This is a genomic window from Hydrocarboniclastica marina (assembly GCF_004851605.1).
GTDB lineage: Bacteria > Pseudomonadota > Gammaproteobacteria > Pseudomonadales > Oleiphilaceae > Hydrocarboniclastica > Hydrocarboniclastica marina.
On sequence record NZ_CP031093.1, the window covers coordinates 3,588,228 to 3,611,937 of the forward strand.

The 23,710-nt window shown below is 58.5% G+C and carries 23 protein-coding genes; 16 read left to right on the top strand and 7 right to left on the bottom strand.

The features are described 5' to 3' along the window. Window positions 1–310: 310 nt before the first annotated feature. The 4 genes from soil367_RS15870 to panP all read left to right on the top strand — a co-directional run bounded on the left by soil367_RS15870 (window position 311) and on the right by panP (window position 4,903). The gene (locus soil367_RS15870; RefSeq protein ID WP_136550019.1) at window positions 311–976 is read left to right on the top strand and encodes a TetR/AcrR family transcriptional regulator; all 666 of its coding nucleotides are present in this window, start codon (window positions 311–313) and stop codon (window positions 974–976) included. Continuing rightward, window positions 973–2,652 (top strand): isovaleryl-CoA dehydrogenase, encoded by a 1,680-nt coding sequence (locus soil367_RS15875; protein WP_136550020.1) that lies wholly within the window; start codon window positions 973–975, stop codon window positions 2,650–2,652. The genes soil367_RS15870 and soil367_RS15875 overlap by 4 nt, the downstream gene beginning before the upstream one ends. Next, window positions 2,652–2,963 (top strand): DUF503 family protein, encoded by a 312-nt coding sequence (locus soil367_RS15880; protein ID WP_136550021.1) that lies wholly within the window; start codon window positions 2,652–2,654, stop codon window positions 2,961–2,963. The genes soil367_RS15875 and soil367_RS15880 overlap by 1 nt, the downstream gene beginning before the upstream one ends. Window positions 2,964–3,235: 272 nt before the next feature. After that, a complete protein-coding gene (panP, locus tag soil367_RS15885) occupies window positions 3,236–4,903 on the top strand; it encodes a pyridoxal-dependent aspartate 1-decarboxylase PanP (RefSeq protein ID WP_136550022.1) in 1,668 nt (555 codons plus the stop codon). Window positions 4,904–4,951: 48 nt separating this feature from the next. Here the strand turns inward: panP and soil367_RS15890 are convergent, their stop codons facing one another. After that, entirely contained in the window at window positions 4,952–5,218 is a 267-nt protein-coding gene (locus tag soil367_RS15890) for a hypothetical protein (protein ID WP_136550023.1), read from the bottom strand. Window positions 5,219–5,420: 202 nt separating this feature from the next. On the opposite strand from soil367_RS15890, the gene soil367_RS15895 reads away from it, so the two are divergent. From soil367_RS15895 to soil367_RS15905, 3 genes are all read left to right on the top strand, one after another. After that, window positions 5,421–6,581, top strand: a complete 1,161-nt coding sequence (locus tag soil367_RS15895) for a GGDEF domain-containing protein (RefSeq protein WP_246065367.1) — start codon at window positions 5,421–5,423, stop codon at window positions 6,579–6,581. Between the two features lie 60 nt (window positions 6,582–6,641). After that, on the top strand, window positions 6,642–7,094 hold the full coding sequence (locus soil367_RS15900; protein WP_136550024.1) for a flavodoxin domain-containing protein: 453 nt from the start codon (window positions 6,642–6,644) through the stop codon (window positions 7,092–7,094). 229 nt (window positions 7,095–7,323) lie between these two features. Then, on the top strand, window positions 7,324–9,966 hold the full coding sequence (locus soil367_RS15905; protein WP_136550025.1) for an EAL domain-containing protein: 2,643 nt from the start codon (window positions 7,324–7,326) through the stop codon (window positions 9,964–9,966). A gap of 79 nt (window positions 9,967–10,045) precedes the next feature. On the opposite strand, the gene tesB is transcribed toward soil367_RS15905, so the two are convergent. Beyond that, a complete protein-coding gene (tesB, locus tag soil367_RS15910) occupies window positions 10,046–10,909 on the bottom strand; it encodes an acyl-CoA thioesterase II (protein WP_136550026.1) in 864 nt (287 codons plus the stop codon). Between the two features lie 222 nt (window positions 10,910–11,131). Here tesB and soil367_RS15915 point away from each other — a divergent pair, with 222 nt between their 5' ends. Then, window positions 11,132–11,569, top strand: a complete 438-nt coding sequence (locus soil367_RS15915; protein WP_136550027.1) for a hypothetical protein — start codon at window positions 11,132–11,134, stop codon at window positions 11,567–11,569. 27 nt (window positions 11,570–11,596) lie between these two features. On the opposite strand, the gene soil367_RS15920 is transcribed toward soil367_RS15915, so the two are convergent. Next, on the bottom strand, window positions 11,597–12,760 hold the full coding sequence (locus tag soil367_RS15920) for an NAD(P)/FAD-dependent oxidoreductase (protein WP_136550028.1): 1,164 nt from the start codon (window positions 12,758–12,760) through the stop codon (window positions 11,597–11,599). Window positions 12,761–12,885: 125 nt separating this feature from the next. After that, on the bottom strand, window positions 12,886–13,053 hold the full coding sequence (rd, locus tag soil367_RS15925; protein ID WP_136550029.1) for a rubredoxin: 168 nt from the start codon (window positions 13,051–13,053) through the stop codon (window positions 12,886–12,888). 340 nt (window positions 13,054–13,393) lie between these two features. Here rd and soil367_RS15930 point away from each other — a divergent pair, with 340 nt between their 5' ends. From soil367_RS15930 to phoR, 5 genes are all read left to right on the top strand, one after another. Then, window positions 13,394–13,951 (top strand): hypoxanthine-guanine phosphoribosyltransferase, encoded by a 558-nt coding sequence (locus soil367_RS15930; RefSeq protein WP_136550030.1) that lies wholly within the window; start codon window positions 13,394–13,396, stop codon window positions 13,949–13,951. 95 nt (window positions 13,952–14,046) lie between these two features. Continuing rightward, window positions 14,047–14,664: a chorismate--pyruvate lyase family protein gene (locus tag soil367_RS15935; protein ID WP_136550031.1), complete on the top strand. Its 618-nt coding sequence runs from the start codon at window positions 14,047–14,049 to the stop codon at window positions 14,662–14,664. Continuing rightward, a complete protein-coding gene (ubiA, locus tag soil367_RS15940; protein WP_136550032.1) occupies window positions 14,657–15,538 on the top strand; it encodes a 4-hydroxybenzoate octaprenyltransferase in 882 nt (293 codons plus the stop codon). Before soil367_RS15935 ends, ubiA begins: the two co-directional genes overlap by 8 nt. 115 nt (window positions 15,539–15,653) lie before the next feature. Then, window positions 15,654–16,346 (top strand): phosphate regulon transcriptional regulator PhoB, encoded by a 693-nt coding sequence (phoB, locus tag soil367_RS15945; protein WP_136550033.1) that lies wholly within the window; start codon window positions 15,654–15,656, stop codon window positions 16,344–16,346. Between the two features lie 137 nt (window positions 16,347–16,483). Further along, on the top strand, window positions 16,484–17,839 hold the full coding sequence (gene phoR, locus soil367_RS15950; RefSeq protein ID WP_136550034.1) for a phosphate regulon sensor histidine kinase PhoR: 1,356 nt from the start codon (window positions 16,484–16,486) through the stop codon (window positions 17,837–17,839). Here phoR and soil367_RS15955 read toward each other — a convergent pair. After that, entirely contained in the window at window positions 17,827–18,690 is an 864-nt protein-coding gene (locus soil367_RS15955; protein ID WP_136550035.1) for a response regulator, read from the bottom strand. The genes phoR and soil367_RS15955 overlap by 13 nt on opposite strands. A gap of 171 nt (window positions 18,691–18,861) precedes the next feature. Then, window positions 18,862–19,641 carry a sulfate transporter CysZ gene (gene cysZ, locus soil367_RS15960; RefSeq protein WP_136550036.1) on the bottom strand — a complete coding sequence of 260 codons (780 nt, stop codon included), beginning with the start codon at window positions 19,639–19,641 and terminating at the stop codon, window positions 18,862–18,864. Window positions 19,642–19,745: 104 nt separating this feature from the next. Between cysZ and soil367_RS15965 the strand changes: the two genes are divergently transcribed. Beyond that, the gene (locus soil367_RS15965; protein WP_136550037.1) at window positions 19,746–20,132 is read left to right on the top strand and encodes a VanZ family protein; all 387 of its coding nucleotides are present in this window, start codon (window positions 19,746–19,748) and stop codon (window positions 20,130–20,132) included. Between the two features lie 599 nt (window positions 20,133–20,731). On the opposite strand, the gene soil367_RS15970 is transcribed toward soil367_RS15965, so the two are convergent. Beyond that, window positions 20,732–21,403 carry a class I SAM-dependent methyltransferase gene (locus soil367_RS15970; RefSeq protein ID WP_136550038.1) on the bottom strand — a complete coding sequence of 224 codons (672 nt, stop codon included), beginning with the start codon at window positions 21,401–21,403 and terminating at the stop codon, window positions 20,732–20,734. A gap of 214 nt (window positions 21,404–21,617) precedes the next feature. Between soil367_RS15970 and mnmH the strand changes: the two genes are divergently transcribed. Together mnmH and soil367_RS15980 are read left to right on the top strand one after the other, a co-directional pair. Continuing rightward, window positions 21,618–22,736 (top strand): tRNA 2-selenouridine(34) synthase MnmH, encoded by a 1,119-nt coding sequence (gene mnmH, locus soil367_RS15975; protein WP_136550039.1) that lies wholly within the window; start codon window positions 21,618–21,620, stop codon window positions 22,734–22,736. 102 nt (window positions 22,737–22,838) lie between these two features. Then, entirely contained in the window at window positions 22,839–23,702 is an 864-nt protein-coding gene (locus tag soil367_RS15980; protein ID WP_136550040.1) for a mechanosensitive ion channel family protein, read from the top strand. Window positions 23,703–23,710 lie beyond the last annotated feature (8 nt).

The following is a 23,710-nucleotide window of genomic DNA, read 5'->3' on the forward strand; positions in this document are numbered from 1 at the left end:
CGGAGCCGAAATCCCCGGCTAAACTCGAATGTAACTGGCAAGCGGATCGCTCGCCAGTAACGTCCAGCTGGTGTCACTGACTCACCGCCGTGATCCAGTCGAGTCGTTTCTTTCCCTGAGTAAAACTTCGCCGGGCCCCTAGGGGCCCGGTTTTTTTTGTGCTTTTGCCAGCCTGCTTCTCAGCGTTGGAAAAGGACGTTTGACTTAATTTATGAATGGTGATTCACTACTTAAAATTACCTGCATTTCCGTACTATCATACACATACTCAACAATTTAGCATATTCGACTCTGAGGAAAGGACCCCGAGATGGCTTATCGCGAAACTGCCAGGACGCTGGCAAAAAAACAGGCTGTTCGTCAGCGGCTTCTTGAATCCGCCGAATCACTGGTGGCGAGCGGCGGCTTCCGTGGCGCAGCTGTAGCGAAGGTGGCTGATCTTGCCGGCGTTGCGACAGGAACCGTCTATCGGCATTTTGCGTCCAAAGGGGACTTATTCTCCGAAGTGTTCCAGCGCGCCACCGCACGCGAGGTAGCGCGCGTCGACGAGGCCCTCCACGAGTCGGGTAGCGCGATGGCGCGGCTTGAACGCGCGCTTAGGGTATTCGCCTCGCGTGCCCTGCGCGCGCCAACAATGGCGTGGGCGCTCATTGCCGAACCGGTCGACCCTCAGGTGGACCAGGAACGGCTTATCTACCGCCAGACCTACGCCCGCCTTTTTGCCGAAACACTGGATGAGGGGGTCCGCACGGGCGAAATTCCAGCTCTCGATACGCAGCTCGCCAGCGCGGCAATTGTGGGCGCCATCGCTGAGGCCCTGATCGGCCCCCTATCGCCCACCGTCCAGGCACCACAAGCGCCGGAGCCAGAAAGCCATGCGGGGCTGGTCGATGCAATCCTGGCCTTCTGCCTCCAGGCGGTATGCGTCCAGCGTGAACCCTCGGCAGTGCGCCCGCCAATAAGGAGTCTGACTTGAACGCCAAGGTAAACAATGTCCCCGATCAAACACTACCGGGGCAGAACCACGCGGTTTTCAATCAACCTCAACCGCTTGAAAACTACAATCTTTACGGCGCAGACAGGGCTCTGCGTGACAGCGTCAAACTGGGGGGGGCCGCATGGGCTGAGCCGGACTTAGTGGACCACGGCGCCTGGGCCGGCCGCAGCGAAACTATTGCTCTCGGCTTTCAGGCCAACCAGAGCTCACCCGTCCTGCATACCCACGACCGCTTCGGGCATCGCCGCGACACTGTCGACTTTCACCCGGCCTACCATGAGCTGATGAACCGCGCCGTGCGGGGGGGTATGCACAGCAGTCCCTGGACCGACCCCAAGCCAGGTGCACATGTCGCCCGAGCGGCCAAGTTTTTTATCCAGTCTCAAGTTGAGGCAGCTCACTGCTGCCCCATCACCATGACCTTTGCCGCCGTCCCCGCATTGCTTAAACAGCCCAGCCTGGCCAAACAGTGGCTACCCGGCATCACGTCCCGCGAGTACGACCCACGCAATATTCCGTCGGAACAGAAGTCGGGCCTGACTATCGGCATGGCCATGACCGAGAAACAAGGTGGCTCTGATGTACGCGCCAATACCACGATCGCCCAGGCCCTGGGTGTGGGTGGCCCGGGCGAGCTTTATGCGTTGACCGGACACAAGTGGTTCATGTCGGCCCCCATGTGCGACGCCTTTCTGGTGCTTGCCCAGGCTCCCGCGGGTCTGACCTGCTTCCTCATGCCCCGCTGGCAGCCCGATGGGGTCAAGAATCCGGTTCACCTCCAGCGCCTGAAGAACAAAATGGGCAATCTCGCCAACGCGTCCAGCGAAGTCGAACTGGACGGCGCCCAGGCGTGGATGGTCGGCGCTGAAGGCCGCGGCGTATCAACCATCATCGAAATGGTCGCAGTGACGCGATTCGACTGCATGATTGGCTCGGCTGGAGGAATGCGCCAGGCAACCGCACAGGCCCTTCATCACTGCAACCAACGCAAGGCGTTCGGAGCACTGCTGATCGACCAGCCGCTCATGCAGAATGTTCTGGCAGACCTTGCCCTGGAAAGCGAGGCGGCGACGGCGTTGACCATGCGTATAGCCCGCGCACTGGATCACCCGGGTTCACGCGAAGAGAAACTGCTGCTGCGCCTGGCCACGGCGGTCGGCAAATACTGGATCTGCAAGCGCACGCCCAACCATGCCTACGAAGCCATGGAGTGCCTGGGTGGCAACGGCCTGATGGAAGATTGCATCATGCCGCGGCTGTTCAGGGAATCCCCGGTCAACTCGATCTGGGAGGGTAGCGGCAACGTGCAGTGCCTGGATGTGCTACGAGCGCTTAAAAAGGAACCCGAGTCATTGGAGGTATTTTTTTCAGAACTCGCCCTGGCAAAGGGCGCCGATGCCCGGTTCGACCGTTTCGTAACCACACTGGAGCATGAGTTTTCAGGCAGTGGTGCGAAAGAAGCTCAAGCCCGAAACCTGGTTGACCGTATGGCGCTTGCTCTACAGGGGTCGCTGCTACTTCGCAATAGCCCGCCCGCGATCGCAGACGCGTTCTGTGCGGGTCGTCTGGCGGCAAGCGGCGGACTGAATACGGGCAATCTGCCGGCGGGGACAGACTTCCGTTCCATCATTCAGCGTGCGCTTCCGGAGGGCTGATGCTGACCGAGTCGATGTCTCCGCCACACGTTGCTGTGATGACGCTACGATTCCAGGTCTATGGCTGCCCCGACCACAAGGCAAAGGCCAGGGCCTTTCAGAAAATGAGAACCCATTGGGGAAAATCAGCCGACCTCGCGGTCGCCGAGGTCGGCGATCTCGAATCGCTGGATTACGCTACCTGGACCATTGCCACGGCAGGTCCATCGCCGGCGAAGCTGCACCAGCGTTTGCAGGCCATCGAATTGGAGATCGCGGACCAGATTGACGCGCCTATCCTCGACACATTTTTCGAGCAGATGGGGGGCTGAACAAAGCCGCTCCAGATCCTGCCCGCCTTTTCAAACTCATGCCGAGCGTACAGGTCAGCTCCTCAGCCTCTCCGGCCTGCCTATGGTGGTGCCACGAAGAGGCTGGGGCAGACAGGGCCCTATACAGGGACTATACTACGCGGCCGGCCAAAGGGACGCGGACGTTCACAATCCATTAGTGCGCAATTTCCATCGGTTGAATGGCGTGTTTCCAATCAACCGCCAGAAAAGAGTGATGCAGTCTTTGGTAGCAACCTTGAAAACAGGTGTATATGAGCGGCAGTAAGAAAACCGCTCAGGCCAGTCTCGAAGCCATGTATCGGGTATTCACCGTAGCCGAGGCCCCCGACTCAGCCCTGAGCCGAATCGACCAGCTAATCTCAAGGAACCTAGCCGGTTTCTTGCAAGACCATATTGTTGCGACCGAAAAAGACCTGAGTGAAGTCGAGAAAGACTTCGCAGACCCGAACATTCCCGACAAACCCATGTTCGTCTCCGAACAGGCCCAGTTTCTGCTTGATAAGCTGGTAGCCAACTCCGTCCATACGGCCTCCCCCAGCTTTGTCGGGCATATGACCTCAGCGCTGCCTTACTTTATGCTGCCGCTGAGCAAGATCATGATCGCGCTCAACCAGAATCTGGTAAAAACGGAAACCTCGAAGGCCTTCACTCCGCTGGAACGGCAAGTTCTGGGCATGCTCCACCGGTTGGTCTACAAGAAGGACGGCGGTTTCTATCGCGCGCGAATGCACGATGCTCACCACGCCCTCGGCGCGATGACGTCCGGCGGCACGCTGGCCAATATCACAGCGTTATGGGTAGCGCGAAATCATGCCTTTCCGGCCGAAGGCAGCTTCCGCGGCATCCACCGGGAGGGTTTGTTCCGGGCGTTGCGCTACTACGGGCATGAGGGCGCTGCGATTCTTGTCTCGCGCCGGGGCCATTACTCGCTGCGCAAAGCCGCCGATGTCCTTGGCCTGGGCAGAGATGCCCTGATTGCGGTGGATACAGACGAGGATAACCGGATACTGGAAGACGACCTGCGCAACAAGTGCCTTGAACTGCAGCGTCAACGGATCCGTATCCTGGCTATTGTCGGTATCGCGGGCACCACCGAAACCGGCCATGTTGACCCGCTGGACACGCTGGCGGATGTAGCGAGAGAGTTTAACGCGCACTTCCACGTGGACGCCGCCTGGGGTGGCCCCACCCTCTTTTCGCGGCAGTACGCACCGCTGCTTCGCGGCATCGAACAGGCCGATTCAGTCACATTCGATGCCCACAAGCAGCTCTATGTACCGATGGGTGCCGGATTGGTGCTGTTCAAGGACCCGACGCTTGTCAGGGCGATCGAGCATCATGCCCAGTACATTATCCGCAAGGGCTCGAAGGATCTGGGCAGTACGACGCTGGAGGGCTCACGCCCGGGTATGGCGATGCTGATCCATTCGGGCCTGAGGATTATCGGTCGCGAAGGCTATGAACTTTTGATCAACCAGGGTATTGAAAAAGCGTGCGCGTTCGCTGACATGATCGACCAGCACAGCCACTTCGAGCTCATCAGCAAGCCGGAACTGAACATCCTGACCTACCGTTTTGCCCCGCCAGATGCTTTGCAGGCACTGAGTCAAGCGGATCAACGCCAGCGGGAGAAAATCAATGCGCACCTCAACCGGATAACCAAATTTCTGCAGAAGACGCAGAGGGAACGTGGCAAGGCATTTGTCTCCCGTACGAGACTGGAGCCTCCGCGCTACGACAGCTACCCTTGCGTGGTTTTTCGGGTGGTGCTGGCAAACCCGCTCACTACGCTTGGCATCCTTAACGAGATACTACGGGAACAGCAGGCGCTTGCCGGTGAGCCGGCGATAGAGTCTGAGATGACCGCGCTTAAGCGAACCGTTGATGAAGTACTGAATGCGTCCGCCGGTGCCAGCTAGGCGGGTATACGCCTTGCTCGAGCTTCAGAAGTGCACGCTGCCTGAGCTTCAATAGAGCGCGGCTTCGTCGTCGAGCACGTCATTGATGATCTCAAGAAAAATTCGGTCAGCTTCGCTCAACTTCTCGGGAATCCTGACGTTGGTCTGGGCGCTGATCTGCTCTGCTATTTTGCGATCAGCATCCTGTTCGTCCTTGAGCTTGCGCGCGATTTCCATCGACTTTACGGCGATGGTCGGGTCCGCGAGGACCTTCTTTATGAAAACCCGTAACTCTGCAATTACCCTCGCCTGCTGACTTTCAGTCGCACTACTCATCCACTTACTCCTGTAATGAATTTTAGCTGATGCGGGAACAGCGTCTTCGTCAGCAAAGTTTACACTATTCTGCTGTCCTTCTGCGCTGTTGGACGGCCACTTCCTGGATCTCTGCTATAATTGTCTCTGTAAACCAAAAAAGCAGGGAAAGCGTTGCTTCGCCATCTCAGGCATGAACGCCAGAGGCCCAGAGCCCCAGGTCGTGAGCTGGCCAACCTTCGGTCCGAACTACCTGAATATGCTATTGAACAGCAGCCCTGAACGCCTACAACCCTTCGTCGATGAAGAGACCCAGCGCATTGCCCGAGTAACGCTCTGGGTATCGGCCGCTGCATTTATCCTGCTTATCGCAATCGGTGCCAGAGCCTGGCTTGCCGGGCACGGGACCTATGGTCAGACCTTGATGCTGCTGGCCATACCCATGGGCATCAACCTCATCGATTTCAGCTTCAACCGGAACTCCTTCCGTAGTCGCTGTGTCGTGCTTTCGACTGTGGCCGTGCTCTTCTGCGTTTTGGTAGCGACCGGCGGCGAAAACAACACCGGCCCGCTGTGGCTCTATGTATTCCCGCCGCTCGTGTTCTACCTGACCGGCCCCCTGGCCGGGTGCCTTCTCGCCCTCGTCTGCCTGGGCATGACCGTGGTTATCTTCCGCTTCCCTGAGCTACCGCTAGTTACGGCCGACTACTCGGTCGATTTTCAGCTCCGGTTCCTGCTGACATTGCTGTTTGAAACTGTTTTCTGCTTTGTTCTGGACTTCAGTCGGCGCCAGACGCGTACCCAATTGCTAGAGGTTGCCCGCCTTTTCGAATACGCCGCCCGGACCGATGAACTCACCAAGCTGGCTAACCGGCGCGAGATGCGGGCCCAGCTCACGAAAGAGCTGGCTCGTCACGAACGCAACGAACACCCTTTTTCCGTCGTACTGATCGACGTCGACTTCTTCAAACGCATCAATGATCAATTCGGCCATGAGGCGGGAGACCAGGTACTGGTCGAGTTTGCCGAGCTGCTGGAAAGCCTCTGCCGTAAAGCCGATGTCGCTTCGCGATGGGGCGGTGAGGAATTTCTGGTTCTCCTGCCCGATACGTCACTGCTACAGGCACTCATACTGGCGGAACGGCTACGGGCGTCCACGGAAGCGAAGACCTTCGTCTACGGTGACCGGTCCTTCAGCATTACCATCAGTGCCGGTGTGTGTTCCGTGGCTCAACACAATACCCTTGAGAGCCTTCTGAACCAGGCTGACCATAATCTCTACGAAGCCAAGTCACAGGGGCGAAACCGTATATTTCCCCGCGTCAAACCATCACAGCCTCAACCCGACGGTACTGCGCCGAATCCCGGCGATTCCGAAACTTGAGGCTGGCCCCAGATACGGGTAGGCTCACGCGCTCAGAAACTCACTGACAAGATCCAGTCCATGACCGACATTACCATCTTCGTCGGGACCGTTTTCGGCGGCGCCCGATCTACCGCCGATGCTATCGCGGATTCCCTGGCAGAGCTGGGGCTCAAGATCAGGGTCGTCGACGAGCCGTCGCTTGCAGACCTTGAGGCCGAATCGAGTGCCATCCTGATCTGCACCTCGACCACCGGTCAGGGCGAGCTGCCGGCCAATATCCTGCCCTTCTACCTGAATATCCGCGATACGCTCCCGCTCCAGCAGGGGCGACCCTTCGGCGTGATCGTGCTAGGGGACAGCATGTACGGCGACAGCTTCTGCGGCGCCGGCAACCTCATTGAGGAAGCTTTCTACGAGCTGGCCTGTACCAAGGTCGGCGATACTCTCAGAATCGATGCCTCTGAAACCGTCGAACCCGAATCACTGGCCGTACCCTGGAGCAGAGCGTGGGCCCGTGCGCTGCCCGCCTAGCTTTTCCCCAACCGTAGCGGCTGGCATCGTACCCTCACAGCCTCAATCGCCTCAATCGCCTCAATCGCCTCAATCGCCTCCGATAGGATCAGAGTAGCTAAGCCCGCTGATCTGAACTAAATTGAAGAGGGATGTGGTTTGGCTACGAGCGACGCCCGCCTGCCATTGTCTGCAGTGCGGACAGGCTGAACTTGCTTCAGAGCCTGGCTACTCCGGCAGAACGGCGCCGATGCCACGGCACATCCTGCGACACAGCAGCCATCCGGGGCCCTGCTGCCGTATTGGCCCCGAAACCAAAAACAAGAAGCCGGTGCATTACTTACTGCTATTTCTCATTGTGGTAGCGGGGTTCACATTGGCTGAGTCAGCGCCAGCCCGCGTTCAGGAACACGGGACAGAGCCCGTCATTCGCTACCTTCATATGCCAGCTGGACAGCCCGTCGCCCTCGACTCGCCGGGCTGGACCTCACTCGACGGGAAAAGCCCCAATTTTGGCTACCAGCCCGAGGGCGTCCACTGGTTTCGTTTCGCGCTCACAGGCAACCGTACTGGCCTTGAGCAGAAGCTGGTCGAGATCAGCTATCCTCACCTGGACTACGTAACGTTCAGCCTGTTTACAGACGACCGTCTGGTGCAGTCTTATCAGACCGGTGACCGCTGGCCGTTTGAGCACCGGCCTGTCGCCCACCCCAGTTTTCTTTTCCCGATAACCCTCGAACCCGAAAAGCACTATGAGGTACTGCTTAGCGTACAGACCCAAGGTACAGTTCAGGTTCCTCTGCAGATACGCAACATTCTCGATTTGTTTGAGGAAACGTTGGGAAGCGAGCAGGCGCATGCCGTCTATTACGGCATCCTGATAGTCATTATTCTTTTCAACCTGTTTGTGTTCCTGGCGCTGCGCGAAAGAGTCTATCTCTACTACTGCCTCTGCACTTTCGGATATCTCTTTCTTGTCGCGACGCTGCGGGGCATCACCTATCCTCTTTTATGGCCACATTCTCCCTGGCTGCAGAACCAGGCAATGTTGGTCGCCATCCCCATGGCGCTCCTTTTTTCAGCGATATTCGTGCGGGCTTTCCTGAAGCTGCCAGAAACCAGCCCGGTGATGAACCGGGTGGCCAAGGCGATGATTTTCGCCGCGTTGGCAGGACTGGCCGGTGCTTTCGTGCTCGATTACAACGCCTCCATCCGATTCTCGGTAGCACTCGCGATTCCCGGCTGTGTACTGCTGTTGCTGGCTGGCCCCATCGAGTGGTACAGGGGCAATCAGGCCGCCCGCCTGTATGCACTAGCCTGGGGTTTACTCACCCTCGGTTGCTTCATCACTGCCGTGCATAAGTATGGCTGGCTGCCGACAAACGCATTGACCGAATACGGCATCCAGATCGGCTCGGCCATGGAAGCGATTCTGCTATCCATAGCTCTGGCTCAAAGACTGTTCAACGACAGGCAGGAGCGTATGGCTGCGCAGGAGGCACGCCTTCGTGAGCATGCGGAGCGCCGCCGGGCAGAACTGAAACTGATGCACCAGGCCCTGCACCACCCCATCACGGGGCTACCCAACCGGGGTTGTTATGAAATGCTGGTCAAAGACCTTACCCAGCACCGGGAAAACAGGCGCTACGCCGTCGGCGTTATTCAGTTGCTGGACTACACGACGCTTCATAAAACGCTCGGGCATAACAATACCGACAGACTGATCGCGAAGGCCGCTCAGCGCTTTAACCGTATTCTGGGTGAAATCCCGGGCGTCGAGATTATTGAGCAGTCCGAGCACGAACGTTTTTATCTTGCCACCCTTGAGATGAGCGCCTTTGCATTTGTGCTGGACGCTTCGACGGCGGAGCAGACTAAAGAGAAACTGGACCGCTGCCTGAACCGTCTCCGTGAGCCCTTTCAGTATCTTGGTATGGAGCTTTCCCTGGCTCCGGCCTGCGGTCTGGCCATTTTTCCCGATCACGGTACCGACATCGGCAATTTGATCAGACAGGCCTATATTGCCCAGGAAACCGCGAACGGGCCGGGGCATAGCCTGGCGTTCTACCTCAGCGACGAAGACCCTTACAGCGCCCACCGCCTGACCATCGGCACGGAACTGAAGCGCGCCCTTGCAACCAACGAGCTGGCGCTGTATTACCAGCCCAAACTCAGGTTGTCCGACATGCAGGTGGTTGGCGTAGAAGCACTGATACGGTGGCCACGCCGCGAAACCGAAGTTTCTGCGGAAGCGCTGATAGCTGTGGCGGAACAGACCGGCCTGATCAAGCCCCTCACGCGCTGGGTTCTGACTCAGGCGCTATCGGCAAGGGGCAAGCTGCAGGCTGCCGGCTACGACGTCACCGTCTCGGTCAACATTTCACCTAATAATCTGCGTGAACCGGACCTCGCCGAGTTCATTCAGGCGCTCATGAGGGTGAACCCGTCCCATCAGGGGAAAATCCTGCTGGAACTGACCGAAACCTCGGTCATGCTGGACCCTGCAAACTCCCTGCGGGTTCTGCAGGCCCTTGTCGACGCGGGCATTCCCATCAGCATCGACGACTTTGGCTCGGGTTATTCTTCGCTGTCCTACATCAAGCGTTTGCCGGCAAGCGAGATCAAAATAGACCGCTCGCTCGTCACCGAGCTCTGCCACCAGCCCGACGACCGGGTTATCGTCAACACGACCATCGGGATGTGCCATAGCCTGGGCTATCACGTCGTGGCAGAGGGAGTGGAAGACATTGAGACACAAACACTGCTGCACAGGATGGGCTGTGACCAGATCCAGGGCTACATCCTGACCCGCCCTGTACCCCTGGCCCAGCTGTTCGAATGGCTGGCGAAAAGAAGCGGTCAAACCCGATCCCGGCGGGCCGATTCATTCTGAAACCTGTTTGATCCGGCTGCTTGACTCCGACGGTCGATGGCCGGAGTCACGTGCCATGCAAACATAGCTAGAAACGGGTTCAGGATTTCATATGCTTTCGAATCAGCGCTTCCTGGGTGGTCGAGGCCACCAGCCGGCCCGCCGGATCGAAAATATTACCCCTGCTGAAGCCACGACCGCCCGAAGAGCTCGGGCTATCCATGTCGTAGAGTAGCCATTGGTCCATACGGAATTCGCGATGAAACCAAATGGCGTGGTCAAGGCTTGCGACCTGGAGCCGGGGGTCCATGAAGGTCACGCCATGGGGGTTTATAGACGTGCCCAGAAGGCCGAAATCTGACGCATAGGCCAGCAGGCACCGGTGTAAAGTCGGGTCATCGGGTAATTCGCCCAGCGCCCGCATCCAGTGCTGCTTGTGCGGCCTTTCTACCGACGGCTTGAGCGGATCACCGGGATTAACGGGACGGATCTCAATGGCGCGCTCTTTCAGCAGCAGTTCCCGAGAGCGTTCTGGCATGTACGCCTCGAGTTTGCGCCGGAGATCCAGCTCCGTATTGAGTGTCTCGTATCCGGGCGCGGCCGGCATCTCGAACTGATGTTCCAGGCCTTCCTCCTCGACCTGGAATGATACGATCGCAGTCAGGATCTCCTTGCCACTTTGCCGTGCCATCACCCTCCGGGTCGAGAAACTGCCGCCGTCGCGGACACGGTTGACCTCGTAGTCGATAGGCTCACGGGCATCGCCCGGCCGCAGAAAGTACGCATGCAGGGAGTGGGCAAGCCGGTCATCAACGGTTCTGCTTGCCGCCATCAGCGCCTGGCCGAGGACCTGGCCGCCGAACACACTCGGAAAACCAAGATCCTGGCTATCACCGCTGAAGTGATCATTTCCGACCGGCGCCAGATCGAGTAAGTCGACCAGCTCGCGGGTGACGTCCTGCATAGCTACTCCTAGTTAGTAGTCCACTAATTGATTAGTACATAGCGCCCAGTCTGGGCTTAGCGTCTGGGCTCCGCGCTTCGCAAGCGCTTGCAACTGAGGCTCATCCCGGGTTTTCCTGAGCCAGAGGTAGAGCGCCGGCGAACTAGCCGTGACCGACCGCACGGCGTTATATTAGCGCCATGGCAGTATAAATCCCACGCGACTTAATGGACCAACACAGCGATGAACATCCGGCCCCTGAAAGCGCCCTTCGCCATTATTGTCGTTATGGTGCCGGTGGTATTCGGGTTCTGGTATGCCGATCTGGCACTGGCAGAGCCGGAAAGATTCGATTGGCGAGTTATTGCGGAAGATGTCGCGGCACCGACCCAAAGCCCTACACCAGAATCCCAGCAGGACGAACCCAATCCCGTAGTTTTGCCAGTCCCGCAAGAGGAGCCCCGGGCAGAACCTAAAAGCGACGCCGGCTGGCATTGGATAAAGCCCAAGGTGGCGGATAATCCCGGAAGCGGCTTGGGGCGCACCGCCGTCCAGTTGGCCGAATCCGAGCAGGAACGTGACCTCGCCCAGCGGCAGACAGTACTGGACGGCATTTTGCCAGGCCACCTCAGCGGCCTCGCGCCCCTGGCCGTCGAGTCAGGCATAGAATATCGCTTCTAGGGCGCGTCGCCGCAGGGTTGCCTTAATCTACTGGTGCAGTTTCGGCATTTCCTTGGCCAGCGCCTGTTTTTCGGGTGCAAACTTTCCGGTCAGGGCGAATCCCAACAGCTGGCCATCAGCCCCCGTGAACAACGCCCGCGTGTCGTTGCCCTCCACTTCGCACTCCCAATGGCCCTCAGCGCCGAGCGGCGGTGGGCACACCGCAGTGGGACAGCAGGGCGTCTTGACCATCACCGGCATAGCACCGTAGTTGACTTCGGTGGGCTCACCCGCGAGCGTCTTCGCCAGCGCGCGTGCGGATGCCATCAGCGGCAGGACATAAAGCAGCACATAGCCGTCCACCTCAGCACAATCGCCGAGCGCATATACATCGTCCGCACTGGTCTGAAGCGTCCGGCCTACCGCAATGCCACGCCCAACCTCAAGGCCAGCCGCGCGCGCCAGTTCAGTGCGGGGGCGCAACCCGACCGCAGAAATTATGAGATCCGTTTCAAGCACTTCGCCGTTAGCCAAGTGCACATCAACACCGCCGGTACTGTTGCGGTCGACTCGCTCAACAACAGTCTCAAGATGAAAGCGAACGCCTTCTGCCTCCAAAGCACGACGTATTGCTTCTCCACCTTCAGGCGGCATCAGCCCCGGCAGGGTCGTGTCAGAGGGGGCCACGACGTCGATATCAAATCCGCCGAGCCGCAGGTCGTTAGCGAACTCACAGCCGATCAGGCCGGCGCCCATGATGACCACACGCTTTTTCTTGGCGAGCGCGCGGCGGAAATCCCGGTAGTCGATCAGGTCGTTTATGGAGTAGACCGCATCGCGTGCGTTACCGCCGAGATCCAGCCGGATCACATCGGCCCCCCAAGCGAGCACCAGCTTGCTGTACTGAAGGGATTCGTCACCGAGACGGACCCTGTGGTTGGCTGTATCCAGGCCGGTGACCGTGGTAAAGGTACGGATAGTAATATCGAGCTGCCGGGCCATCGTATCGGCGTCAGCCTGTGCCAGTTCATCCGCTTCCTTGCCCTTGGTGAAACCGGTCGAGAGCATGGGTTTGGAATAACTGTGGCCATCGTCGGCGGTGATCATTATCACCGGTGTGGTTTTGTCCAGCTTGCGGAATTCCCGCACCAGCGAATATCCGGCAAGGCCGGTGCCGATAATCACTACAGGGGCGTCGTCGTTTCTCGTCATTATCCTTTCCACCATTGGTCCGGCAACCGGTTGTCCTGCTTTGCCGGAAACACCCATCATCCCAAGTTACCTGCCAGTGCCAATACACAGGCTCTGAAATAACCCAGGCTGCGCCAGTTGCCGGTTTAGCCGATCTCGATCATTTCAAAATCTTCTTTGCCTACACCGCAGTCGGGACAGACCCAATCGTCTGGCACGTCTTCCCAGGCAGTGCCCGGCGCGATGTTGTCTTCGGGCCAGCCTTGTGCCTCGTCATAAATCCAGCCACATACTACACACTGCCATTTCTTCACCTGAGAATCCTCCGGATACGGTCGTGATTAAATTTTTGAGACGACATCATACTTTGATACGCCCCCAGGCCCAAGGAGACTGTACAAAACATCGGCGATGCAGGTCGGCCACGAGAGGCGCTGACAAGCACCAGCACCCGACCCGGCGAACGTACAGCCTTCCTGCGCACGCCGGCCGGTCGGATTCGGGCTTCCCGCCCAACGCCAAGCCGGGGCAACGATGAAAGGGATAACTGTTTAATCAGGGCAGATGCACGTTATAATCACGCCCTTTTCCGGCTGGACGGACGCGCCCCTCAGGCCAACAACTCCTCACCTGAACCGACTGAGCAGGCCCCCTATGAGTCAAACCCTTGCCGATATGCAGCAAATCCTGGATGAGGCAGACTGCCTCTGTCCGGAGGCTGAAGTGCAGGCGGCGATCACGCGCATGGCCCGTGCGATCACGGAGAAACTGGGCGACAGGAACCCGGTGCTGTTCTGTGTCATGAATGGCGGCCTGATCTTCACGGGGCAGCTGCTGACGCAGCTGCATTTTCCTCTGCAAGCCGAGTACCTGCACGCAAGCCGATACCGTCACGAAACGTCTGGCGGCAGGCTGGAATGGAAGGTCGAACCCAACTTCGACCTCAGGGGCCGGTCCGTTCTGATCCTGGACGATATTCTCGACGAGGGCACCACCCTGCTGGGCATATCCGACTGGTGCGCGGCCCAGGGTGCCCGCGAGGTACTGACAGCGGTACTGGTGGAAAAAGACCACGCCCGCAAGGCCCGCCCTGGACTGAAAGGCGATTTCACCGGCCTAGTAATCGAGGATCGCTTTCTGTTCGGCTATGGCATGGATTACAAAGGCTACTGGCGAAACGCCCCGGGTATCTATGCGGTCAAAGGGCTTTAGCCGGCCCTCACTGAGCCGGGCCGTCTGAACTCTTAGGAACCCATGCTTTTCTTCAGTCTCTCGCCTTATAAACTCTCGTCGCCAAGGCCGTTGGAATGTCGCCAGCTGTTCATGCTTTAGCCTACCAGGACGCACGTTTTGCAAGTCGGGCCGACTTTCAGTTGCCGCGACATCGACGGCTGGAGCTGCACCGTCCGGGATCACTCTCAAAGTGGCTGCAGCGGTGGTGTCCAGGCACGCTACCCGTAACCGTGCTGCGCCAGGGCCAGTGCCTGCCCACCCCGGATGAGGCCCGCCTGCTGGCGTTGAAGCCGCGAGAACGGGTCTGGGTTCGGGAAGTATGGTTAGGGCCGTCGGAGGCGCCCTGGGTGAAAGGCCGCACGGTGACGCCGCTGCGGGAGATGAAGGGACGGCTGCAGGCCCTACGGAACCTGGGCACCCGGCCGCTCGGATCAGTGCTGTTCACCGGCCCAGCCTGGCACCGCAGTGCCTTCCTCGTAGGCTACCTGCTGCCACCCGACAGTCACGCGCACCCTCTGCCTGCCCGGCGTTCGATCTTCTCCCATGGACAGAGCAGGCTGCTTGTCACCGAGGGTTTCTGCAATGCGTACTGGCAAAGGCTGGAGGCCGAGAATGCGGCTCGTCCTCGCGGGCTACCCGCCCGGGCCGGGCAATCAGCGTCGCGACCGAATGTAGCGAGTGATCATGTCTGAGTTGATACAGCGCTTTCGCGCGCGGCTACCTGACTACATTCAGCTTATGCGGCTCGACCGCCCGATCGGCAGCTTGCTGCTGCTGTGGCCGACCCTTTGGGCGCTCTGGTTGGCCGCGGACGGCACACCGGCCTGGGGCAACCTTATCGTTTTTGTTGTCGGTGTATTTTCCATGCGTGCGGCAGGCTGCGTTATCAATGACTTTGCTGACAGAAAGGTCGATCGCCACGTCAAACGTACCCACGGTCGTCCCCTGACCCAGGGGCGAATTCCTGCCTGGCATGCGGTAGTTTTATTCCTGGCGCTCGCCTTTCTGTCTTTTCTGTTGGTGGTGTTCTTCACCAATACCTTGACGATCTACCTTTCTTTCGTCGGGTTGGTGCTGGCGTTTATCTATCCCTTCATGAAGCGCTATACGCACCTGCCCCAACTCTTTCTGGGCATGGCATTTTCCTGGGCCATTCCGCTCGCCTGGGCAGCACAGGCCGGCGAGATTACACCGGTGACGTGGCTGGTTTTTGTGGCCAATGTCCTCTGGACAGTCGCCTATGACACGCTCTACGCCATGGTCGACCGGGACGATGACCTTCGCATTGGCATCAAGTCGACCGCCATTCTCTTCGGCGATGCCGACCGGCTGATCGGGGGCGCCCTGCAGCTGTTGACACTGGTTATTCTTTTCATGATCGGCAGCCAGACTGAACGCGGCCTTTGGTTCTTCGCGGGTGTGGTCGCGATGGGGCTATTTTTCGCTTACCAGCAGTTCCTCATCCGCGGGCGCCAGCGCGAAGCCTGCTTCAAGGCGTTTCTCAACAACAACTGGGCGGGAATGGCGGTATTCGGCGGCTTGTTCCTCGACTACGCGCTACACTGAGACTTGGGAGCGACACAGCCTGTCATAAAACTGCAACCTGGTGCAGGTGTAATGGCACGCAACAAGACTGCAATCGGGTGGTCACATTGCTGCTCCAAGCCAACAGGTCGCGCTCATGTCAGGAAAAACCGTACTTATTGTCGACGACGAAACGTCCATCAGGGAAATGATTGCAGTGGCGCTGGAAATGGCCGATTACGACTATCTCGAAGCGTCAAATGCCAAGGAAGCTCACGAGTTGGCCGTCGACCGCAAGCCGGACCTGATCCTTCTGGACTGGATGCTACCGGGCACAAGCGGCATCGAGCTGGCTCGCCGCCTCAAGCGCGAGTCCATCACCGCTGAAATCCCCATCATCATGCTTACCGCCAAAACCGAAGAAGACAATAAAATACAGGGCCTGGAAGTAGGCGCTGATGATTACATTACCAAGCCTTTTTCGCCCAAGGAGATGGTCGCCCGGCTCAAAGCCGTGTTGCGTCGCACCACCCCTGCCGGGGTCGAGACGCCCATAGAAGTCGACGGCCTTCACCTGGATCCGATCGGTCACCGGGTCAGCGGGCACGGCGAGCCGTTAAGCATGGGACCAACTGAATACCGGCTTTTGCAGTTTTTCATGAGCCACCAGGAGCGGGTGTATACCCGGGGCCAGTTGCTGGATCAGGTCTGGGGAGGCAATGTTTACGTCGAGGAGAGAACCGTCGACGTGCATATCCGGCGGTTGCGCAAGGCCCTCGGCGCACAGCATGATCATCTTATTCAGACGGTCCGGGGAACGGGCTACCGTTTTTCAAATCGTGCCGGCTAGCGTACCCGCAGTGGTCATTTGCAGACACACCAGCGCCGGCACCTGATCGCGGAGCCTCGACGGTCAGGCGCCAGCTCTCTACGAGAACTGAACGGGGCTGGTGAAACGGTTCGCGATCTGAACGCACGGGACATTACATGCATTTCAACCGCAAGCCTTATCTGAAGCGTCTGGCCCTTTACCTTTTCCTGGCTTCGGTTGCAGGCCTTCTGGTCGGCCAGTTGCCGTGGGTACTGCTGGCCGCCGTTTCCGGCTATCTTTTCTGGACGATCAGGCACGCCTTACGCTTACAGCGATGGCTGGCTCACCCGAACCTCAACGAAGAACCTCCGGAGGCGCGAGGCCTCTGGGGCGAACTCTTTGACGGCCTCTACCGGATGCAGCGGCGCCACCTGCACGACCGCGACCGCCAGCAGGCGCTGGTTGACCGTATTCAGGAATCAACCAACTCGCTTCGGGACGGCGTCGTCATGACGGATGCGCGCGGGCGGCTGGAATGGTGGAATATTTCGGCGGAACGCTTCCTGGGGCTTAAAGGGCCTGTTGACCAGGGCCAGGTTATCCACAACCTGATCCGGGCACCCCAGTTCCGGGCCTATTTCGAAGCCAAGCGCTACGCGGATCCTCTGGAGTTGCAGTCGCCAGCGCATCCGCACCTTAAACTGCAGTTCGAGATCAACCTGTTCGGTGACAACGATCGCCTGATCACCGTGAAAGATGTGTCCCGCCTGCATCACCTGGAGTCCATGCGTAAGGACTTCGTCAGCAACGTCTCCCACGAACTGCGCACGCCGCTTACAGTGATAACCGGCTACCTGGAGACGCTCGGCGAACAAAGTGATGCGTTGCCGCCACGCTGGGGCAAGGCACTGCAAAGTATGGCGCGCCAGGCCGCCCGCATGGACGCGCTGGTTAATGACCTGATTCTGCTCGCCAAGCTGGAAAGTGATGACACCATTCGCAATCGCGACAAGCGCACGGTCGTCGGCCCACTGTTGCGGAGTATCGAGCAGGACGCCATCAGCCTCAGCGGTGGCGCAAACCACCATATTGAGTTGACGGACGAAGGCCCTGAACAGCTGTTCGGCGATGAAAACCAGCTGCGTAGCGCTTTTTCCAACATTGTATTCAACGCGGTCCGCTATTCACCGCCTGACGGGCGCATTCAGCTCCGCTGGTGGTCCGACTCAGAGGGCGCCCACTTTTCTGTCCGTGATCAGGGTGACGGTATCGACCCAATCCATATCCCACGCCTGACAGAACGCTTCTATCGCGCAGACCCGAGCCGCCACCAGGACAGCGGCGGCACCGGCCTCGGTCTGGCGATCGTCAAACATGTGTTACTGAATCACGACGGCAAGCTGGAAATCAAAAGCGAACTGGGCGTTGGTAGCGAGTTTATCTGTCACTTGCCGACCGCCAGAATTGCTGAGCCCGGCGAGCCCGAGACAGATGACAGCATTGCCTTGAGCGGCGGCCTTCAGCGTGACTGAAAACGGGATATGAAACGGGAGAGGTCTTCCATCTTCTGCGGGTCATCGTCAACAAAGCGGATGGTTACGGAGACGAACTCGGTGTCCTGAGTGCGCTCAACCGCTTGAAGCTGGTGCACATAGCCATTCAGTCTTGCCACTGTCTCATCAGTAACGGCGATATCGACCACCGCTGGCTCCAGAATTGCGGGCAGTGTTTCCGTACGTCTTGCAACCAGTCGAGCTTCAGTCAGCGTTACGGCTTTGAGAACCGCCTGGACGGTATTATTGGCGAAGCGTAAAGAGGTCAGACTGCTGGTTGATACCTCGGCGTTATCTGAAGCCGGTTGTGTCGCAGGCGCCCGCTGTGGCTGAGGCTTCGCAGTCGGCGCTTCGGCAGTGGGCGTAGCCGCGCCGGTCAGCAGATCCGCAGAACCATGAAAAGCACCGCCAGAGGTTGGGCCTTTTGCCGTGCCCGCGGCAGCGGAGCGCAACCGGGCGCCCATGACCTTGGTGATCTTTTTGCCCAGCGATTCCGGGCTGAAAGGCTTGCCGAGATAGTCCGAAACCCCTTCTTTTATAGCTTCGATCACGTTCTCGCGGTCACCCCGACTGGTCACCATGACAAAAGGCGTCTTTTTGTAGGCTTCGTGCTGGCGGCACCACTGCAAAAGCTCCAGCCCACTCATCTGTGGCATCTCCCAGTCGCACAGCACCAGGTCAAAGGTACTACGCAGAAGCATGGCCTGCGCTTTTCGGCCATCGGGGGCTTCTTCAACGTCAATGAACGGAAACTGATTACGAAGCGTGCGCCGCATCAGGTCCCGGACAAAGGACGCATCATCCACGACCAGTGCTTTCAACGTGGCCATTACAACACCTCTACAACGCGACTGCGACCGGTTCGCGAGCCTGCTCATCGCGACCTGCAATGACAACCTTTGTACCGGCCGGTTTATTTTCCTGCTGCCCATGCAGCTGAATTACGCAGCCCCCGGAACCCGGTGGCTAGCAGATCAGCGGCTCTGGACACATGCCCTACACTATAGCTGCCGCCCACCGACCCTGCCGACTTTCCGGTCCTCCAGATACTGTTTTTCTCGGACATAATAGGCCGTGGCCCCGCATACCGCGGCAGGGACCACGACCAGATTGACAAGGGGGATCATTGCCCCGACCGCCACGGGCAAGCCGAACCCCATCGCCGAAAGGCGTGTGGACCGCAGGAACTGTTTAAGCTCGCCGAAACTTTCGCGGTGGTTGTCGGACGGATAGTCGACGTATTGCAACGCCATCATCCAGCTGTTGAAGCCAAACCAGAGGAAGGCGACGGGAAAGTTAACCACGGGAATCAGGCTCACTAACAGCAGCAGAACCGCACGCGGCAGGTAATAGAATATTTTCTGCATTTCGCGCCAGAGGGCACGGGGTACGTCGGCCAGAATCTGACCCCAGCCGCCGACATCCGGAAGCGCTTGACCGGTCAACTGCTTTTCGGTCATTTCTGCCAGGTAGCCATAAAAGGGCGAGCCTATGAGGTTGGCCAGAATGACGAATCCATAGGCCATCGCCAACACAACTACGGCCCCGTAAATTATCCAGAAAAGCCAATCCAGCGCCTGCAGCCAGGCCCAATCGGGGAGCCAGCCCATAACGGCCGGGATCATCAGGGTAAAGGCGTGGTATAGCCCGGCAAAAAGCGCGATAAAGACCAGCAGGTTGAGTAATAGCGGAATAATGACAAACCGCCGCAGCCCGGGCTGACCGATAAGCCGGAAGCCCTCCCGGAGGTAGCCGGTGCCTCGCATGAAATTACCACCCATCTTCAGTACTCCTGAAACTCGATTTGCGACTGTTCGGGTACAGGCTGTGCAAGCCCGGACCCGGAAGCTAAACTGCCCGCTCCTGCCCAGTTGAAGCACTGCCCATGCAATTAGAACGGGAAATCCATGAGTTCATCCGACAGGTCGGAATCTGGCGTGCCCTGCTTTACCCGACACTGATACTTATCCTCTACCTGGCGACAACGTCCCAGGCCTACCCTGTGCCGGCGGCCTCAAGCGATAAAGTCAATCACATCATGGCGTTTGTCACACTTGGTATTCTGCTTCGGTGGAGCTATCCCGCCCTCGGCATGACCTGGGCGTTGTTACTACTGGTTGGTTATGGGTTGGGTATCGAGGTGATACAGTCGGCCTTGCCTTACCGTCAGTTTTCTCTGCTCGATTTACTCGCCGATCTGGCCGGCAGCGTCGCCGGGCTCCTCGCCTCGACCTGGCTGCTGAGAAAATCTCAACAAGATGACCGGCCGTAGGTCAACGCGCGCCTGGAATCTGAAGTGCGACATTTGCCCGTCTCTGTGTAGGAGATCTCCTACACAGAGCGTAGGAAAAACACGCTAAAAGCTGCAAAAAAGACTCTGCCAATCTCAGACAAAAACTCTATAGCGCTGTTTTAATTGCCTTAGTTTAACCAGTCCCGCTTCATCCCGTCATTTCGCCGCAGCCTCAGCGATGCAAAAGATTGTTATAGTACTTGCGTCAGGGACGACAGGGAAAAGCAAGGAACGTATCAGGATGGCTCCCTCAGAGGAACTGAGGGGAAGCAGGGACTAAAAGGACTTTTTGCTTTAGGGAATTTTTTGCAAGGTCTGTTCGCCGGTCAGTCCAGGGCCAGGAGGATCACCGCCAGGGTAGGCCAGCTTCAGCGGCACGGAAAGCGGCCCTCAAGAGACCAGGCGAGCAGTCAAGCAAAGGAATAACTTGACGGTTTATGCCGACAGGCCAGGGATGGAGGACCAGGAAGGTCCAGAGACAGGGCGGAAGGACGACTGCCAGAATCAGCAGGAGCACGCGACCTGCTCCGTACGGGCGACCTCACAGTCGCCCTTTTTTTCGTCAGAACCAGCAGATGCTAGGCCGTAAGCATTCCCGCGCGCGCTCCCCTATAGATTCTCACTTTGTTGAATTCCTCAAACTCATGCAGATCAGGCCAGGTTCGGCATTCGACCGTTTCAATCTGGCAGTATTCTCCATCTTCGAGATTCCGCACCCGGGAATCGGCTAGCAACACTTGTGGCGCGGCCGCCAGGAAATGGCTGAGGAACGGGCGATTATCCCGGTCGTATAGCACATCCGCAGCGGTGACGAGATCAAATTGTCCGGTTCGCCCGAACCAGTCGCGACAGCAACTGACCGAAACCTCATTGAGGGCGGCATTGGCCGAGACAGCCGTCAGTGCCTGCGGGTCAAGATCGCATGCCACGGCCTCTGCCGCTCCGGCGAGAGCTGCCGCGATGGCGACTATTCCGGAGCCACTGCCAAAGTCGATGACGCGTTTGCCGGCGACTGACGCAGGGTGAGCGAGAATGTAACTCGCCAACGCCTGGCCACTGGCCCAGCAAAATGACCAATAGGCCGGCTCCGCGACTACCGCGGCCGCTTCTTCATGGCTCAGCGGACCTTCAAGAACGCTGGGGTCAAATAGATGTAGCGCTATCTGAGGGCAGCCCCGCGGCCGCGTCACGGCGACCCGGCCGTGGCGTATCTGGGCCTGAATGGCCCGGTTGAGGATCTGTTCGGTCATTGCTCCCTCCTGGCAATCGTGGGCAGAAGCCTAACTGAAAGCCGGCCAGTTGTGAAAAGCCCGGCAATTGTCGGAGCGGTTGCGAAGGGGGGAACGCGAAAGAAGGCCTGAAAGAGAGTTCCTGCCCGAAGTTCGCTATACTTTCGTCTTTTGCGGCACCTGGGTTTCCAACTCGGGTGCTCCGCGCCCGTGACCGCTCTGGATTGCCCCGTTTATGCCCGCACGACCCGATACAGACCAGTTTCAGCAACTGTTCCTGCACGACATCCCGCTAATGGATGTGCGTGCGCCTGTAGAGTTCAGCCAGGGCGCCTTTCCCCAGGCGGAAAATATACCGCTGATGAATGACCAGGAGCGTCACGCGGTCGGCATCCGATACAAGGAATCCGGCCAGGAGGCGGCGCTTGAACTGGGCCATTCACTGGTTCGGGACAGTATAAAGTCGGAGCGAATAGCGGCGTGGCAGGACTTCGCCCGCCGGCATCCTCATGGTTATCTCTACTGCTTTCGCGGCGGCCTTCGATCTCGTCTGGTGCAGTCCTGGCTCGCTGAAACGGGTCTCGAGTATCCGCTGATCCAGGGCGGCTACAAGGCGCTTCGACGTTACCTTATTGATACGCTGGAGGCTGAAGTAGCGCGCCAGTCGCTGGTTCTTGTAAGCGGGCGTACCGGTACCGGCAAAACGCGCCTCCTGGTTCAGCTGCCCAAACAGGTTGACCTGGAAGGGCTCGCCAAGCACCGGGGTTCGAGCTTTGGCCGCACACTCGAGCCCCAGCCCAGTCAGATCGACTTCGAGAATGCGCTGGCAATAAACCTGCTCAAGACCGGGACACAACCAGGACCACTCTATCTTGAGGATGAGTCGCGACTGGTGGGCCGCTGCGCCTTGCCGCTCAGTCTGCGCGAGAAGATGGCCAGGTCGCCGATGATTATTCTTGAGCGGACGCTGGACGAGCGTATTGACATCATTCTTGAAGATTACGTGGTTAACATGGCTTTAGCGTTCCAGGACCGATTCGGGCAGGAAACCGGCTTCGCGCAGTTCAGCGAATTTCTCCGGGATAGCCTCGCAAGGCTGCGGAAACGTCTGGGCGGGGCACGCTACCAGCAACTGGATAGTGTCATGGTCGAGGCGCTCGAGTCTCAGGCATCACGGGGCGATCTCACCGGCCACCGCGTGTGGATTCATGAGCTTCTGACGGGCTATTACGACCCCATGTACGACTATCAACTGGCAAACCGGCAAGGAGAAGTTCTCCACCAGGGTAGCCTGGATGACCTTCTCGATTGGACCGCAAGTCGTCCTTCGGCTAACGCCTTGACGGGGCTCTAGTCGCTTAAGGACAACTATTGTCGTACGCTTAGCTCCTTTGCAGCGCCGTCAGCTTCCGCTGGGGCTGCGTTATCGTTGTTGGATAAATGAACGAGGAAATTTATGGAAGACCTGCTGAACAGCGGGGGCCAGTTCGGCGAACTGGTTGACCTCGCGATGTCGATGGTTTTGGTATACACGCCAAAAGTCCTGTTGGCCCTGGTTACCCTGGTCATCGGTCTCTGGCTGATCAATAAGCTGACCCACCTGACCGAAACCCGCCTGAAGCAGCGCGACCCGACCCTGAGCAAGTTCATGAGTGGCGTGCTTTCGGTCCTTTTCAAGGTCCTGTTGTTCATTTCAGTCGCTTCAATGGTGGGGATCGCCACAACTTCATTCATTGCCGTACTGGGTGCTGCGGGCCTGGCTATTGGCCTGGCGCTCCAGGGTAGCTTGTCCAACTTCGCCGGCGGCGTACTGGTGCTTATCTTCAAGCCATTTCGTGTTGGCGACGCTATCGAGGCTCAGGGCTTCCTCGGCACCGTGGTCGAGATCCAGATTCTGTACACCATCCTCAACACCTTTGACGGTCGACGGGTCGTTATTCCCAACGGCGACCTGTCCAATAGCGCTCTGACGAATTACAGCGTCAACGAGACCCGGCGGTGCGAGCTGGTGATCGGTATCAGCTACGGGGACGACATTAAAAAGGCCAGAGCCATCATCCAGCGCCTGATAGACGCCGACGAACGGGCGCTGCAAGACCCGGCGCCCCTGATTGTGGTGAGCGCGCTGGCTGACAGTTCGGTTAACCTGTCTGCGCGAGTCTGGACCAAGGCTGCTGACCTGTGGCCGTTTAACTGGGACATGCAGGAGCGCATCAAGGAAGCTTTCGACGCCGAGGGCATTACCATTCCGTTCCCCCAGCGCGACGTTCACCACTATCAGGAGACGGTCAGCCGCCAGGAAGCCATTGGCCAGGACTAGTCACTACC